Annotated in this window: 12 protein-coding genes and 1 pseudogene; 6 read left to right on the plus strand and 7 right to left on the minus strand. The window is 69.6% G+C overall.

The genetic code is table 11. The annotated features are described in order from the left end of the window. Window positions 1–144: 144 nt before the first annotated feature. From ACIRG9_RS30895 to ACIRG9_RS30905, 3 genes are all read right to left on the minus strand, one after another. The gene (locus ACIRG9_RS30895) at window positions 145–840 is read right to left on the minus strand and encodes a hypothetical protein (protein WP_402863840.1); all 696 of its coding nucleotides are present in this window, start codon (window positions 838–840) and stop codon (window positions 145–147) included. 544 nt (window positions 841–1,384) lie between these two features. Continuing rightward, window positions 1,385–1,603: a hypothetical protein gene (locus ACIRG9_RS30900; protein WP_402863843.1), complete on the minus strand. Its 219-nt coding sequence runs from the start codon at window positions 1,601–1,603 to the stop codon at window positions 1,385–1,387. A 375-nt stretch (window positions 1,604–1,978) separates the two neighbouring features. Continuing rightward, window positions 1,979–2,776 (minus strand): class I SAM-dependent methyltransferase, encoded by a 798-nt coding sequence (locus ACIRG9_RS30905; RefSeq protein WP_402863846.1) that lies wholly within the window; start codon window positions 2,774–2,776, stop codon window positions 1,979–1,981. Window positions 2,777–2,931: 155 nt separating this feature from the next. Between ACIRG9_RS30905 and ACIRG9_RS30910 the strand changes: the two genes are divergently transcribed. After that, a complete protein-coding gene (locus tag ACIRG9_RS30910; protein ID WP_402863849.1) occupies window positions 2,932–3,294 on the plus strand; it encodes a helix-turn-helix domain-containing protein in 363 nt (120 codons plus the stop codon). On the opposite strand, the pseudogene ACIRG9_RS30915 reads toward ACIRG9_RS30910, so the two are convergent. Further along, window positions 3,295–3,498, minus strand: a pseudogene (locus tag ACIRG9_RS30915) (transposase family protein); the annotation flags it as partial. 431 nt (window positions 3,499–3,929) lie between these two features. Here ACIRG9_RS30915 and ACIRG9_RS30920 point away from each other — a divergent pair. From ACIRG9_RS30920 to ACIRG9_RS30930, 3 genes are all read left to right on the plus strand, one after another. Further along, window positions 3,930–4,520 carry a DUF7019 family protein gene (locus ACIRG9_RS30920; RefSeq protein WP_402863852.1) on the plus strand — a complete coding sequence of 197 codons (591 nt, stop codon included), beginning with the start codon at window positions 3,930–3,932 and terminating at the stop codon, window positions 4,518–4,520. Window positions 4,521–4,527: 7 nt separating this feature from the next. After that, window positions 4,528–7,980, plus strand: a complete 3,453-nt coding sequence (locus ACIRG9_RS30925; RefSeq protein WP_402863855.1) for a protein kinase — start codon at window positions 4,528–4,530, stop codon at window positions 7,978–7,980. A 108-nt stretch (window positions 7,981–8,088) separates the two neighbouring features. Then, entirely contained in the window at window positions 8,089–8,604 is a 516-nt protein-coding gene (locus tag ACIRG9_RS30930) for a hypothetical protein (RefSeq protein WP_402863858.1), read from the plus strand. A gap of 882 nt (window positions 8,605–9,486) precedes the next feature. Here ACIRG9_RS30930 and ACIRG9_RS30935 read toward each other — a convergent pair. Further along, window positions 9,487–11,106: a carboxylesterase/lipase family protein gene (locus ACIRG9_RS30935; protein ID WP_402863861.1), complete on the minus strand. Its 1,620-nt coding sequence runs from the start codon at window positions 11,104–11,106 to the stop codon at window positions 9,487–9,489. 685 nt (window positions 11,107–11,791) lie between these two features. Between ACIRG9_RS30935 and ACIRG9_RS30940 the strand changes: the two genes are divergently transcribed. Continuing rightward, window positions 11,792–12,547, plus strand: a complete 756-nt coding sequence (locus tag ACIRG9_RS30940; RefSeq protein WP_402863864.1) for a helix-turn-helix domain-containing protein — start codon at window positions 11,792–11,794, stop codon at window positions 12,545–12,547. A gap of 338 nt (window positions 12,548–12,885) precedes the next feature. On the opposite strand, the gene ACIRG9_RS30945 is transcribed toward ACIRG9_RS30940, so the two are convergent. Both ACIRG9_RS30945 and ACIRG9_RS30950 read right to left on the minus strand, forming a co-directional pair. Beyond that, window positions 12,886–13,635, minus strand: coding sequence for a hypothetical protein (locus ACIRG9_RS30945; RefSeq protein WP_402863867.1), 750 nt, complete (start codon window positions 13,633–13,635; stop codon window positions 12,886–12,888). Further along, window positions 13,623–14,018 (minus strand): hypothetical protein, encoded by a 396-nt coding sequence (locus ACIRG9_RS30950; protein ID WP_402863870.1) that lies wholly within the window; start codon window positions 14,016–14,018, stop codon window positions 13,623–13,625. Before ACIRG9_RS30950 ends, ACIRG9_RS30945 begins: the two co-directional genes overlap by 13 nt. 424 nt (window positions 14,019–14,442) lie before the next feature. Between ACIRG9_RS30950 and ACIRG9_RS30955 the strand changes: the two genes are divergently transcribed. Continuing rightward, window positions 14,443–15,153: a response regulator transcription factor gene (locus ACIRG9_RS30955; protein WP_402863873.1), complete on the plus strand. Its 711-nt coding sequence runs from the start codon at window positions 14,443–14,445 to the stop codon at window positions 15,151–15,153. Window positions 15,154–15,160 lie beyond the last annotated feature (7 nt).

Here is a 15,160-nt window from a genome sequence, read left to right on the forward strand (position 1 = left end):
GGCGAGACCAACATCGCCCGTGCCACCCGACGTGCCAGCCATCGTCCACACGACCTCATCACCGTGGTGACCAGCAGTTATCTCAGAACGCAATGGCCCTGCCCTTCTCTGTCCGCGGACAATCCGTCCGCACCGCTTATCGAATTACGGGTGTGCGCGGTGGCAGGTACGCCCCGGTTCGACCAGGTGGGAACACAGCGTGCACCACAGCGCCGGTACCGTCTCGTGGACTGTTGCCCCGAAGACAACCGGGTTTGCGTCGGCAGCCTGCGCCGGTGCCCGAGCGAAGTACCGCAGCGTCCACTCGTCTCGCTCAGGCGGCCAGGCACGCAGCTGGGCCTGGACAGCGACGCCGGCGTCCTCGTCCAGCCACCAGAGCTCGGTCGGGCCGGTCGCCTCGGATTCGCGTTGCGGCAAACGTCGCTCGTCCACTAGAGGGATGACGTCACGCGGTGTGTAGCAGGTGAAGGTCCGGTGGCACCAGCCACTGACCGCGACAAGCAGGGCGTGGCTCTCCAGACGCTGGTCGACGGACCTGTCGATCACCCGGTAGGACCACCGGCCGGGGCCCATAGCGGTCCGGCCGTCGGCGAGGACGTCGACGCCCCAGGTCCAGTCGCCGTCCAGGATGCCAGCGAAGGCCAGCCCAAGCGGCGTCCGGTGAACTACCGCATCACCGTCGAGACCGTATTCCATACCGTTGGAGCCGAGGACCGGGTACCAGAGGCCGCCGTAGCGCTCCTCGAACCTGACCATCGCTTCGACCAGCTCGCAGGGCGCTGTCTCGATTCGGTCGTCGATGCGGAGAACGGCCGTCGAGCGGATGTCGGTGGCGGCCATGCACAGCATCTGGCGGGACCGCTGCGCGAGGACTGCCCGGGCACGTCCAGACAGGCTCGGATCATCAAGAACGTATACCCCGCAACCTACCACCGACTCTCACCGGCAGGCCCGCTTGCGGTCGTGCCCGGAACCCAACAACGCACTCTCCTCGGCCGCACCTCGTGTGTCCGGGCGCCGGCGACCGGCACTGACGTCACTTTCGGTGACGAGCGCTTCGCGGCATGTGCGGGCACCCCGCGTTGGGCTCGGGCGCACTACGCTTGGAGGCTGGCCTGCCCAACGCGCGGCGCCGGTACCGCGCGTCACTGAACCCAGGGGTGGCAGCACCGTTCGAGTCGGGCCAGGCTCCGGGGAGCCCGCTCATGGTGAGCGGGCTCCCAAAAATGTCCCATGCCCGGCCCCAACCATTGAACTGCTGCGATGCGGATCGCGGCAGGGTGCCTGCCGAATCGTTCGCTCTCTGCATCAAGGCGCCCCGCGAAGCGGGGCGCACCCGCCGCGCTCGGCCTGCTGGCGGCCTCCGGCCGGCATCGGCTGGCGCCTACGGGCCTCTTGACTGGCCGTCTCTCCAACTCTGCCGTGTGTCCTGGCGGCCAAGGAGGTGGCGCCAGAGAGACAACGCCGACACGTTCAGCACGAACGCCGCCAGAAGCTGGTGTGACATCTCCCAGCCGGAGAGAAAGGCGTTGACGAACACCGACGCCCACAAGACGACAGCAAGGCCGAGGAACAGCCGCCACAGCCCCCATGACCGCTCCATCTGGCCAGCCTAGACAGATGAGGATGTGACAGGCCAGGAGTAGCCGCCCGGCTCGAATGCCGAGGGGCGCCGCGAGTGGTCCGAGGCGAGTCGGGGCGATCGCCCGGACGGGCTGGCCGCCGCCGAGGTCGGGGCGATCGGCTGCCGCGCAGCGGAGCTGCTTGCCACCGGAGCCACCGGAGCCACCGGAGCCGCGGTCCCGGCGCGGGGACGCCGGGGAGGACCAGGACGTGAGCCATCCCCCGCGTGCCCGATCCTCTACGCCATCCGCCCGGGGTCAGGGGCGCTACGCGTCGCTGGCGCGATTGCCTGCGGCCACCCTTGACCCCGAGCGGGCGTCGTGACCGCAGTGCGAAGGCCGGATGCCGAGCCGAGTCACAGTGTCTTGTGCGCGATCGCGAGCCGGGTCCGGTACTGCTTGGTAATTGCTCCGCCGTAGACGTCGTCGATCAGGTGAGTGATGCACGCGAACAGGCCGCTGCGTGCCTGCGGTGCCATGGCTCGGTGGCCGGAGTAGGTCATGAGCAGGTTCAGATACTCGGGGGCCGTGTAGGTCTGTTGCCACTCGTAGCGCCGGAATTCGACTGGCCCGAAGCGTGCCGATCGGTCGAACTCTGCTGCCTCTTCGGGGGTCTCGTCGTCGGTAGTCAGGCGCATGCCGGGCGGTGTTGTCGGGTCGAATCGTTCGTAGCATCGTTGTGCGTCGGCGAAGAAGGCGCTCGTCCCGCCGGCGATGTGGTGGGTCGAGACGATGCCGAGAGATCCGCCGGGACGCAGCAGGTCAGCTGCTTTGATCATGCGCACGTCGGGGTCGAGCCAGTGGAATGCGGTCGCGGAGAGCACCGCGTCGAAGGGTCCGTCCGAGGGCTGCCAGTCCTCGAACGCCGAGGCGACGACGGTGACGTTCGGGAACTGTGCGAGGTTGCGTCGTGTGATGGCGACCATGTCGGGGCTGAGGTCCATCGCGACGACGGTGCATCCCAGTTGTGCCAGGGGCAGGGTCGCTTGGCCGGTGCCGCTTCCGATCTCCAGCACCCGAGCGTGCGGGCCGAGACCGGCGAGCGTGGCGAGGTCGGTGAACAGCGGGGATGGGTAGCTGGGACGGCATTGGTTGTAGAGTTCGGCGTCCTGGCCGAACGTGGTGCGGAGCATTTCTCGGTTGGTGTCGGTCATCAGATTCCTTCCGTGGATATCCCGGCCTTCAGGCCGGGGAGGAAACGGAACTCCTGCCGGGCAGGGCAGGGAAAGCCGATTCGCCGCCAAGGCGGATCAGCGTGCGCCCACATGCAACCGCATGGCCTCCGAACAGGCGTGCTAACGTGTGGGCCGTGGTCAGGACGGTGAAGCGGGCGTTCAAGTACCACTTCTACCCGACCGACGTGCAGGCTGCTGAGCTTGCTCGGACGTTCGGGTGTGTCCGGAAGGTGTACAACCTGGCGTTGGCCGCACGCACCGAAGCGTGGACGCTGCGCCAGGAGCGGGTCACCTACCACGCCACGTCGGCGATGCTGACCGGCTGGAAGAAGACCGAGGATCTGGCGTTCCTCGCCGAGGTGTCGTCGGTGCCGCTCACGCTGAGCGGGTTCGCTCTGCGTTCGTTGCCGGAGACGAAGAGCGCAGTAGGCGGGGATGGCGGCGCGAGCGGAGACGTAGTGAGCCATTCCGCGCAACGTTCTGATCACCGAAGGTGATCATGTGGTGCGGTCGTGTCCGGTGTGGAGCAGGATGAGTGCGGCGGCCGCGATCTTGCCGATGCGCCATCGGTCGAGGCTGATGTTGCGTAGCGCCTTGAAGGTGGTCTTGAGCAAGGAGCTTCCGCGTTCGCCGATGGCTCGGAGGCTGTTGTGGGCCTTGTTGAGCTGCTGCTGAATCGTGGTGAGGCGGCTGTTCTTCGGTTTTGTCGGCGCTCACGTAATTCCCACCTGTAGCGGTCTGACGCTCAAGTAATTCCCCACCCGGGTCGTTCACGTAATTCCCCAGGTCATGGGCGTGTGTCCGGGGTGGCTGGTCCTCGCGGTCAAGGAGAATCCTCCCTCGTTCGGGTGACGGGTGAGGGAGCCGATGGCGAGGAGAACGTTCGACGTGGTCGATGTGACCGAGATCTTCATCCACTGGTACGCGGGACGGTCGATCAGCGAGGTGGCTGGATGTCCGACGACACCATGCGCGAGATCTGGACCGACGAGGATCACGACGGCTACCAGTACCACGCGTCCTGCCAGATCGGCTGAGCCGGCCGGAGCCCCAACGCCAACGCGGGGGTCGGCGGCGCAAGCACGCGCCACGTAGGCTGGACTCGGCCATCTCCCTGCCACCGGAGCGCGCCGTGACCCTCAAGTACTACCTCTACCTGTCGCACCTCAAGCTCGGGCTCCTCGCGGCACAGGTCACCTCCACCGCGCAGCACGAGACCGAAGTCGCCGTGGATCTGAAGTTCGTCCGCTACAGCCGCAAGGCGGTCCGGCCCGAGCGCCACGACCTCGACAAGCTGGAGAAGGTGGTCCGGCACCTCCAGGATGCCGACCAGATCGGCACCGCGGCCGAGCCGGGCCCCTACTTCCAGGCCTGCATGCGGATGCGCTGGCACGTCTTCCCGACCGCCGGCATCGTGGTCTTCGCGGGAACGCTCGACGACCAGGTCGTCGTCCTGGGCGGGTCGGCATCGCACGTGGTCGGCGGCGGCGATGCCGAGCCGCTCGGGTCGGTCCCGCCATACCTGTTCCGCAAGCTTCAGGAACTGCGAGCGGATCCGGGCGAGTTCGACGACGAGCGCTTCCACGAGGCGCTGTCGCAGATCGGGACCGGGCTCCCGGGGCCGACGCAGCGGGTCGAGTTCATCGCCAAGCGGCTGGCCGAGAAGTCCGGGCCGACCGGCGTGCTGCTGGGCACCCCGATCTACGTGGCGCTCGTCGAATAGGCCCGGTGTGGACGCGGGGGAGGTCATCCGGTGGCGGCCGGGGGAGACCGTCCTCGACACGTTCCGCATCGAGGAGGTGGTCGAGACCGGCGGCATGGGATTCGTGTACCGAGCCCATCACCTCACCTGGAACGTCGACCTCGCCGTCAAGACGCCGCGGCCCGACCTCGCCGCGGCACCCGGGATCCTCGACCTGTTCGCCCAGGAGGCGCAGGCCTGGACCGATCTCGGCCCCCACCCGAACGTGGTCGGGTGCGCCTACGTGCGGCGCGTCGGCGCGTACCCGGTGGTCTTCGCGGAATGGATCGCGGGCGGCGACCTGACCGCGGCGGTGCGAGAGGGTCGATGCCGCGCCCTCCCGCAGGCCCTCGACGTCGCGATCCAGACGCTGCGCGGCATCGGGCACGCCCACGCCGCGGGCCTGGTGCATCAGGACATCAAACCATCCAACATCATGTACGACGGCGAGACGGCCCGGGTGACCGACTTCGGCACGGCCAAGGCGAAGGCGTACGTCTCGGAACCAGCGCAGGGTGGCGCCGAAACCGCCTACGCGACCCTCGGCGGGTTCACGCCGCAGTACTGCTCGCCCGAACAGGTCGATCCGGACGGCAGGATCGGCCGGGCCAGCGACATATGGTCCTGGGCGCTGACGGTGATCGAGGTGCTGCACGGGCGTCGGCTCTGGGAGTGGGGCCACGACGGCGCGGACGCGCTGGCGGCGCTGCGCGCCGATCTCCCGCGGGCGCTGCGTGACCTGCTGGCGGGCTGCCTCGCGCGCGACCCCCGGTCGAGGATCAGCGACACCGCCGAGGCGGAGGCAGTCCTCGCCGGCGTGTACGAGGACTGCGCGGGCGGCCCCTACCCGCGCTTCGACCGGGTCCCGCCGGCGCTGAAGGCCGACGGCTTGTCGAACAAGGCGCTGTCGCTGTGGGATCTCGGCGAGCAGAGCCGGGCGATCGAGCTGTTCGAGCAGGCGAGGGCGGTCGACCCGCACAACGTCCACGCGGTCTACAACCACGGGCTCATCAGGTGGGGCGACGGCCTCGTCACCGACGAGACCCTGCTGTCGGAGCTGCGCGCCACCGGCGAGTCCTGGGAGGCGGACTACCTGGCCGCGATGGTCCACCTGGAACGCGGCGACGGCGTGCTCGCGGCGAGGCACCTGGCCGAGGCGGACCGGAAGCATCCGGACTCACCCGAGATCGCGACCGCGAGCGAACGCTGCGCCCGGTTGGCGCCGAGGGGCACGCTCGAGGTGTTCGGACGGTTGTTCGGCGAGGTCGTGGCGATGGCCTGCGATCACGACGCGACACACGTGGTGGTGGCCGAGAAGTCGGGCCGGGTGCGGATCTGGGACGCCGTCGCGGGCCGGGTGGTTTGCGAACTCGCCGATTCCGGTCGGACGCCGGTCGACGTCGCGGTCGACCACGCCGGGGCGCGGGTCCTCGTCTGCTATCAGGACTCGGTGGTCGAGCGGTGGCGCCTCACCGGCGGGACCGCCGAACTCGAAGGCCGGCTGGACGGAGGTACGGCCGTGGCGCTCAGCCCCGAGGGCGGTTTCGCGGCCCTGGGCACGGCCGACGGCCGTATCCTCGTCTTCCGCACCGGCGCGTGGGAGTCGATCGTCGACATCCGGCCCCACGAGGGCCGAGTCACGCGGGTGATCCTCGCCCAGGACGCGGAGGTGTGCGTCTCCGCCTCGCTGGGGCGTCCCGGATCCGACGTCGATCACCGGGTGGAGCAGTGGTGGCCCCTACGTCGCACGAGGATGCGGGGCTTGCACCTGCCTCCCGACGGATTGAACGACGACCGGAGAACCGCCGTGGCGGCGGACGGGTCGATCGTCCTGAGGCTCGGCTACCGGTCGATGATGACGGTGGACATGCGGGTCTGGGATGAGCCGCGACGGTGGGAGATTCCTTGGCTCCTCGGCTACGACGTGCTCGGCGTCTCGGGCCGGGCCGGTTGGGCCCTGCTCGACCCCGGGACCGGTGACCTCCAGGTCCTCGAACTGGCCATCCGCCGCTGCGTCCGCACCTTCCCGAAGGACTGGAAGCGCGGATCCCATCGCGACGCGACGGCGTTCAGCGGCGACTGCGGATACGCCGTGACCGCCGAATCGGACGGCTACCGCGAACAGACCTCGCTGTCGCGCCTCCCCATGCCGCTGCGCGGACATCTCGCCCCCTGGTCGTACGCGCCGCCCCGCCCGGTCGGCGCGCTCGTGCACGAGGAGCGAGCATTCGACCAGGCCATGGCACGCGTCGAAGGGATGATCGCGGCCGGCGAGGGCCAGCGCGCGACCGACGCCATTCGCGCGGCCAGGACCATTCCCGGCTATGCACGCCATCCGCGACTTCGGCGGGCGTCGCGAGCAGCGGGCCGGAACCTGCAGCGGACCGGTCTGCACGGCATCTGGGTAGAGCAGGAGCTGTCCGATTTGATGCTCACCCACGGCGCCTTCGACGTCAGCGACTCCGGGCGGCTGTTCGCCTTTCCCGCCACCATCGACGAGGTGGAGATCTTCGACCTGGAGACGCTCCAGAAGGCGGGTTCCGTGGTCCAGCAACGGAACCCCGCCATCAGCCTGCGCTTTGCCCGGGCCGGACGCGACCTGATCATCGACTACTCGGACGGATCGGTCGCGTGCCACGACACCGCGACGTTCCAGCCGCGGTTCAAGGTCGCCGGCGCCCTGCCCCGCGACGAGGGTGAGACGACGCTCGACATCTCCGGCGATCTGCTGACGGTCGGATTCGGATACGGGCTGGCGACGGTGTGGTCACTCGAGGCCGCAGCCCGCGTCGCGACGATCCGCACCGGGCACGGGACGATCGGCGGCGTCACGGCCGACGAGAAGTCCCGCTCGATCGCCGTGAAACTGCGAACCGGCGACACCACCACCGTGGAGGTCCGGTCGATCGACACGGGCAGGTCGTTGCGGACCTTCGCACACGTCAATCCGCACACGGAGATCCGTTTCGCCTCCGGCGTGCTGTTGCTGGCCGAGATGACCCACCTCACCGCGTGGCGACCGGGCGGCAGGAGCCCCCTCTACCGCCTCGACGGGGTCAAGCACAGTTCGTCGGCGAACCTGGCCTTCGCCGACTCCCGTCGCCTCGCCGCCATCGCCGGAACGACGGGCTTTGTCGTCTGGAATGCCGGGAACGGCGATCTGGTGTTCGACGGGCGGGCCATCGCGGAGCCCTTCGATCTCCTCTACGGGACCGAGGGGCTGGTGGTGTCCCCCGACGGGAGGTTCGCCGTGGCGGGAGCCGGCGGGGACGAGACCGTCGACGTCTGGGACCTGCGCGCCGGGCGCCGGATCCGGTCGCTGCGCGGCCACCCCGTCCGGGTGAACGCGATCCGCGCCGACGCCTCTTTCCGCACCATCGTCACCGGGGACCACAAGGGCAACGTCCGTGTCTGGGGCCTCGACTGGGACCACGGGGAGTGATCAGTGATGTTCAGAGGCGGCCGGCGGCACGACAAACTCCGGGCCAAGTTCCTGGCCAACCGCGAACACGTCAGGTCCTGGCTGGACGCCTGGGAGATCCCCGAAGTCGTGTGGGTCGACGAGTTCAACGAGGTCCCTTCGCCCTGGATCGTGCTGGAGCGGGACCGGGACAATTGGCTCAAAGACCATGCACCCTTCCTGGACACGTATGACTGGATGTTCTTCGGCCGGCCGCTGACTCCGGGCATCCGCGAGGTGCGGGCAATATGGCGTTTCGGGGCAGGACACCGGTTCGAGAGTTTCGAACTGACGATCACCAGCGCCTGCGACCCCGGATACCTGGCCGAGAAGCTGACCACGGCGATTCACCACGCCAGGTTGAAAGGTTGGCGGGAGGAGGACGCGCAGCCGCTGCACCAGTGGCTCGTCGAGGGCGTGAGCACGAGACCCCTCAACGACTCCGTGCGCGGCAACAAACGTTCGGGATTCGTCCTGATGGAGTTCATCCGCTTCCCGACCCGCGACGGCGACGTGATGGTGTCGTTGAACGCCGTCGAGACGGACCGCGCGTTGGACGGCTCACCGCTCGCCGACGACGGTGGCGCGATTCCCCCCGCACCGTGATCCGACCGGCAGGTCAGCCGCGTACGCTGCTCGCGCGCAGCGCTCAGCCGGCGAGCGCGCGCGGGCTTGTACCGTGCCAGAACCCGTCGCACCTGCTGTGAGCTGGGAGTTCTCGTACCACGCTGATGATCGTCGGTATGGTCGTACGGCTGCTGTACCTGGGGATGGTCCGCTTGTTCAGCGGACTGGGGTTGCTGATCCGCGGCGACAAAGCGCTGATAGTCGAGGTCCTCGCGCTGCGGCATGAGGTGGCAGTACTGCGCCGCCAGGTCCGGGGCCGGCCGCCGCTGTCCTGGCCGGACCGGGCGATCCTGTCCGCCTTGGCTCACCTGCTGCCCCACGGAATACGAGCACATCGGATCGTCACCCCGGCGACGTTGCTAACCTGGCACCGCCGCCTGATCACCAGACGCTGGACCTACCCGAACAAGCCCGGCCGGCCACCTGTCAGCGACGAGATCCGGGACCTCGTGCTCCGGCTGGCCCGAGAGAACCCGCGGTGGGGCCACCGCAGGATCCAGGGCGAGCTGCAGCGGCTGGGCCATCGGGTCGGGGCGGGCACGGTCCGAGCAGCGCCGCCAGCACACCACCAACCGGTCCCAGGCCCGCCACGACGACCTGTACGTCCGGATCCTCCCTCGTTTCCATACACGCCCCCCGTCGTCACCCGGCGCCGGCAGGCGCGCTTCCTGACCATGCCGACGACAAACACCGCCAGCACAGCCGATGCGCCCTACGGGCCTCGTGGGCGCTCGTGCTCAGTGTCGCCGCCGTCACGCCTGGGCAGATGCGGCACTCCTGGACTCCACTTGGAATCCCTTGTGCCGCAGACCTCGCGGCGTTCGTTGAGCCGCGCAGTCGACGCCGAACGACAACTCCTGATCAGCGTCGGCGGGCCCACACCTTGCGCTCGGCGCCGTCGGGGTCGTTGACGACGGTGATCGCCTCGTCGATCAGCGCGGTGGGCCGGTTGGCCAGGTTGTATGGGCGCCAGCCCGGGTAGCTGTCGACAATGAAGTTGACCCAGGCGCCGTGGGCGGTTTCGGCGACGACCTGCGACGGTTGGTCGCCGATGAGGGCGCGGACGGACTCCTCGTCGAGGAGGTCGAACACGTACGGGATCTCCACCCCGTGGGCGGCGCCGAGTCGGCCGGAGAAGCTCGGTGACTCGTGGTCGAAGCGGTACATCCAGGTGTTAAACCCGCCGGCCTTGAGGCGCGCCTCGGCGACTCGGATCGCCGGAATCCGAATGAAGCAGTCGGTGGTCACCGCGGCGATCAGCTCTCCTTTGCTCGCTCTCGGCCGGGCTGCCCGGTAGAGCTCGACCGTCCCCTCGGGCGCGCCGAGGGCGCTCACGAGTGCGGAGAGGGTGGCCTCGTCGACCCTGTCGATTATGTCCATCATGCCGTTGGGGACGAGGCCGATCCGGGTGTCGTCTCGGTTCCACCCGGCCAGGAGCCGCACGCCGCTGCTAGCGCCACTTCTTAGCGCGTCGAGCGGGTGGTCGGGGAGGATGTCGCCGTCAACGACCGGGGCGAAGGGGAGGCTTTCCCCCCATTTAGACGGATCCGAGCCGCTCTGGGCCTCGTCGACGAGGGCCGACGCCGCCCGCGCGAGCCGTCCGGCTGGGACCTTGCTGAAGGCTTCGCGGGTCGGGGAAACTCTGAGCGACTTAGCCAGTCTCGAGGTGACGTCTGCGGCGGCCTGGGCCGTGAGTGTTTGGGCGGCCGCCCCGCTTTGGGTGATTGCCTGGTGGAACAGGCCTTGGGTGCGGGGCATGGCCATGAGGGTGGTGATGCTCATGGCGCCGGCGGACTGGCCGGCGACGGTCACCTTCCCCGGGTCGCCGCCGAAGGCGGCGATGTTGTCCTGGACCCACTCGAGTGCGGCGATCTGGTCCAGCAACCCGAGGTTGGCGGTGCCGTCATCGAGGTAGAGAAAGCCCTCCGCGCCGAGCCGGTAGTTGATGGTGACGCATACGACCCCACTGCAGGCGAAGGAGGTCCCGCGGTAAGGGGGGGCGGATCCGGACCCCCTTCTGAACTCGCCGCCGTGAATCCACACCAGTACCGGCAAGCCGGATCCCCGGGGATCGGGGGTCCACACGTTGAGGTTGAGGCATTCCTTGCCGGGGATCACGACCTCCGGGAACAGCGGTGTGCTCTCCGGACGGGGGTAGTATTTCGGGCAGGTCGGCCCGTACTTGGTAGCGTTGCGCAGGCCCCTCCATGACACGGGCGGCCTTGGCGGCCGCATGCGGTGCGCGCCGAAAGGCGGGGCGGCGTACGGGATCCCGAGGAACGCTGCCACTCCCTGGTCCATCCGACCCCGCAGCTGACCATTCGCCACCTGAACCTTCAGCGCGCTGTCCACGGTCAACGAATCGACCAGCCCGGCGGCGGACGCGGCCGGCGCGGGGCCCAGCAGACCGCCACCGGCGACGGTGCCGAATCCGGCTGCCAACGACGAGAGCAGGAAGGTACGACGCTGCATCGGTGTCATCAGATTCCTCCGTGGATACCCCGGCCTTCAGGCCGGGGAGGAAACGGACTCCTGCGGAGCAGGACAGGGACCGGGAATCCGCCGCCCAGGCGGATGACCGTGCACCACCCACCGGGCTGCACGGAACGGCAGACGGGCGGTGGCGTCGGCGGTGCCGGTTGGGGCAACTCGGTCGGTCTACCGCCGGGCTGGCGGGATGTGATGCCTGTGGAGGCGGTGTAAGACCTCGGCTTGGGTTCGTCCCGGGGGCAGTCGCCGATGAAGCAGGAAGATCCACCCTGCGAGGGGAGGAATCCCCCGCCTTCAGGCGGGTGGAGGATGTCAATCCTGGTCACTCCTAGTCAGTCCGATCGATTCACCAGTGGAAGGCAGGACCGGGGCCAGCGCCCGGATCTTCGAATGTGACGGCGGTTCCGTCATGACGTCTCCTATCGCTTGGAGCTCCGCGGCCTCCGCATTTGGGGCCTTGCCAGACACGAGGTCGAGCATCACAAGCTCAGGGCCGGGGTGTCTTGGACAAATGTTCCGCTTTGTGGTCAGCACCTAGACTGGTGACGTGCTGTCGAACGGGACACCACCAGACTGGGCGAGCGTGGACATCGCCGTTCCACGCCCGTCACGTCGGCTGCCGGGGATCAGCATGGCCGGGTTCCGCGCACCTGCCCCCGCATCCGCGGACATCGCCATGGTCACGCACCCATCCGTAAGCCTGTTTGTCGACCTGAGCGAGGGAGAAGGGCTGCTCTACGACACTCATGGCCGGCGCGAACGCGGCAGTGTCGTCGTCGGGCTCCTCCCCGGCGACCTTTGGGCATCTGGTCGAGGGGGCGTCGACTGCCTCCAGGTCCGGCTGGAGCCGGTCGCGGCGGCTGCGGTGCTCGGCGCGTCGACCGAGCTCAGCGGGGCGGTGGTATCCCTCGAAGACATCTGGGGCCGCGCCGCCCGGCGAGCCGAGGACCGGCTGCGCGCCGCCGCGTCATGGGACGAACGGTTCACGATCGCGGCGGAGATCCTCTCCCGGCGGAAAGGCGCCCGCCGAGCGGTCGATCCGGAGGTCGCCTACACCTGGCGGCAGACGCTCACCAGCCGTGGCCGGGTCCGGGTCGACGGCCTGGCGGACGAGGTCGGCTGGAGCCGCAAGCGCCTCTGGTCCCGCTTCCGGTCCCAGCTCGGCATCACACCCAAACGCGCCGCCCGACTGGTGCGGTTCGACCACGCCGCCCACCTTCTCGCCGCGGGTCACGCCCCCGCCAGCGTTGCCACCGAGAGCGGCTACGTCGACCAGTCCCACCTCCACCGCGAGGTCAAGGCGTTCGCCGGGCTCACGCCCACAGCCGTGGCCGTCGCACCGTGGCTCGCCATCGACGACGTTGCGTGGCCAGCCTCATCACCAACCCCGAGCCCTGTGACGGGTGGCGAAACCATCCCCGACCTTCGTTGAGCCATTTCCAACCTGATGGTGCAGGTCAGCGGATCGATACCCGGGGAACATCATCTCGACCCGCACCACATGGTGGGCGGCTCGAATGTTTGCGGCTGCGTGCTTCTCGGACCGCCGGCGTTCAGCTTGGCTCGTTGCGGGGACCGCTGACCAGAACGTGAGCTGAGAACGCTCGCGTCGGCGTCGCGGAGCACCGCGACGATGTGACCGAGTGCGCCGACCAAGGCACCAGCGCGGCGAGTTCGGCAGCGACCGGCAGGAACCGGGCGGCGTCGGGTGCCGGCGCGAGGCCCGCCATCGCTTACCGCAGCCAGACCAAGATCACCTACATGGGATCACTACGCCGCCGGTTCAGCCGGTGTGGTGGTTTCCAGGCGGCCCGAACGGTGCCGGGTGTCTTGGGTATCCGGGATGTTCCGGCGCCGGACGCGGACCGTTCGTGGCGGCAGCGTGCCGAGCGCGAGACCGGCCACCGCGACAGCGCCGGCCGCGACGAGCAGGACGGCGAAGCGCCGGTGCGCCGCCGCCCACCCGGCCGGATCATCCACGGAGGCAAGGATGGCCAGCCGCTGCGGCAGCAGTGCCAGCGCGGCGGCGGCGACGAGCAGGGCGGGCGCGGCGACGGGCCCGCAGACGCCGCGCGGCGCCCGCGCCCAGCCGAGCACGGCGAACGCCAGGGCCAGCACCGCGGCGGCGGTGGCCTCGAGCGTCAGATCGCGCACCGGCAGGGCCTCGCCGTTGCCCTCCTGCGCACCGGCGAGCGTGACGGCGACCGCCGCCGCCCAGCCGACCGCGGCGGCGAGTAGTCCGGCGGTGGCCCGGACGGCACCACCGGCCCACGCCGGTACCGGTGTCGTGGCGGTGCTGGGCTTGGCCGGATCGTCGAGGACGAACGCGACCCCGACGGCGAGGCAGAGTGCCGTGAGCCGCAGCAGGGCGGCGAGGTCGTCGGGCCTGAGCACGGTGCCCAGCGCCGCCGGCACTGCCACGATCGCCAGGCCGACGCTCCCCGCCCCGAGCAGCGGCCCGCGTCGCACTGCCCGCAGGACCGGCCCGACGAGCGCGCCGAGCAGGATCAGCCGCCGCATACGGGCGCCTCCTCGGCTGGCACCGGCGGCGAGACCGGCACGCCGAACAGTTCGCCGACGCGTTCCACCGGCGTCTGCGGCGCGACCAGCTCGGACCAGTGCTCGGCCACCGTCCGGGCGACCTCGTCGCGGGAGCGTTCCAGCAGCGCGAGGCCGGGGGCGGCGTCGCGGTCGGGCACGGCGATGCCGGTGGTGAACCCGACGGGGTCGAACGGCAGCGAACCCGAGCTGGAACGATCGAGCTCGCGGAGTCCGTCGCCGGAGCGTGCCGTGGCCTGCCCGGCCAGCCAGACCAGGATCGTGCCCCGCGCGCCGCAGACCAACCAGTGGTCGGGGACCGCACGCCCGGCCAGCAGCCGGTAGGCCACCGCGCCGGCGAGCACCGCCTCGTCCCGCGCCGATCCCCAAGGTGGTGTTCGTCATCACCGCCTCTGGCGTGCCCGCCGCGGCGTCGGCCTCGGCCCACCGGGTCGCCCGGGCCGTCTGGTCGGTGGAGCTGAACGTCCCGCCGGCGACCGGGTACCCGTCCGCCCACACCCGCTGCCGCACCGCCAGCGGCGGCCCGGTGCGGGCCGTCGCCGGCACCAGCCCAAGCACGCCCTGCACGACCTCGTCCCAGCCCGCGATCCACGGGGTGAAGTCGTCCGTTTCCACGACGGGCCGAATCCGCAACGGAACCGATGGCAGGCAGACGGCGTCTACGGCAGCATCCCTCCGAAGGTTGACGTAGCGGATTCTGAGGACGTCGCCGCCGACCGGACGTGCCGGCGGTCTGGTTGTCGCTGGCGTCCGCGTAGCCTTGCTGGTATGGCTGAGCTGCTCGTGGTCGAGGACGATCCCATGATCGGCGAGACCTTGCGGGACAGCCTGACGAGCCAGGGCTACGGGGTGCGATGGGTGGTTAGCGGATCGGAGGCTGCGGCGTCGATGGCCGTCGGCCGGGTCGACCTGGCGGTGGTCGATCTCGGATTACCCGATCTCGACGGGGTCGAGCTGACTCGGCGGCTGCGGGAGGCGCAGCCGCACGCCGTGATCGTGATCCTGACCGCTCGGCGCGATGAGATCGACGTGGTCGTGGGCCTCGAAGCCGGGGCGGACGACTACCTGACCAAGCCGTTTCGGTTGGCCGAGCTGTTGGCGCGGCTGCGGGCCCATCTGCGCCGGGGAACCACTGCGGCGCGCGGCGGTGGCCGGATCATGATCGGGGATCTGGAGATCGACGTGGCGGGGCGTCGATGCCTGCTGGGAGGCGTTGAGGTGGAGCTGCGGGCCAAAGAGTTCGACCTGCTCGCCCGGTTGGCCAGCTCTGTCGGTGAGGCTTTGAGCCGGGAGACTCTGATGTCAGACGTGTGGGACGAGCACTGGTTCGGCTCTACCAAGACTCTGGATGTGCACGTGGCCGCCGTACGACGGAGGTTGGCGCAGGCGGCCGCCGTCGGCCGCGTGGTTCCGACGATCACCACGTTGCGGGGGCACGGCTACCGGCTGGATCAGCCCGAGGGCGGCTCCGGCCGGTAGCGTGCTG

The organism is Micromonospora sp. NPDC093277, assembly GCF_044765245.1.
GTDB lineage: Bacteria > Actinomycetota > Actinomycetes > Mycobacteriales > Micromonosporaceae > Micromonospora.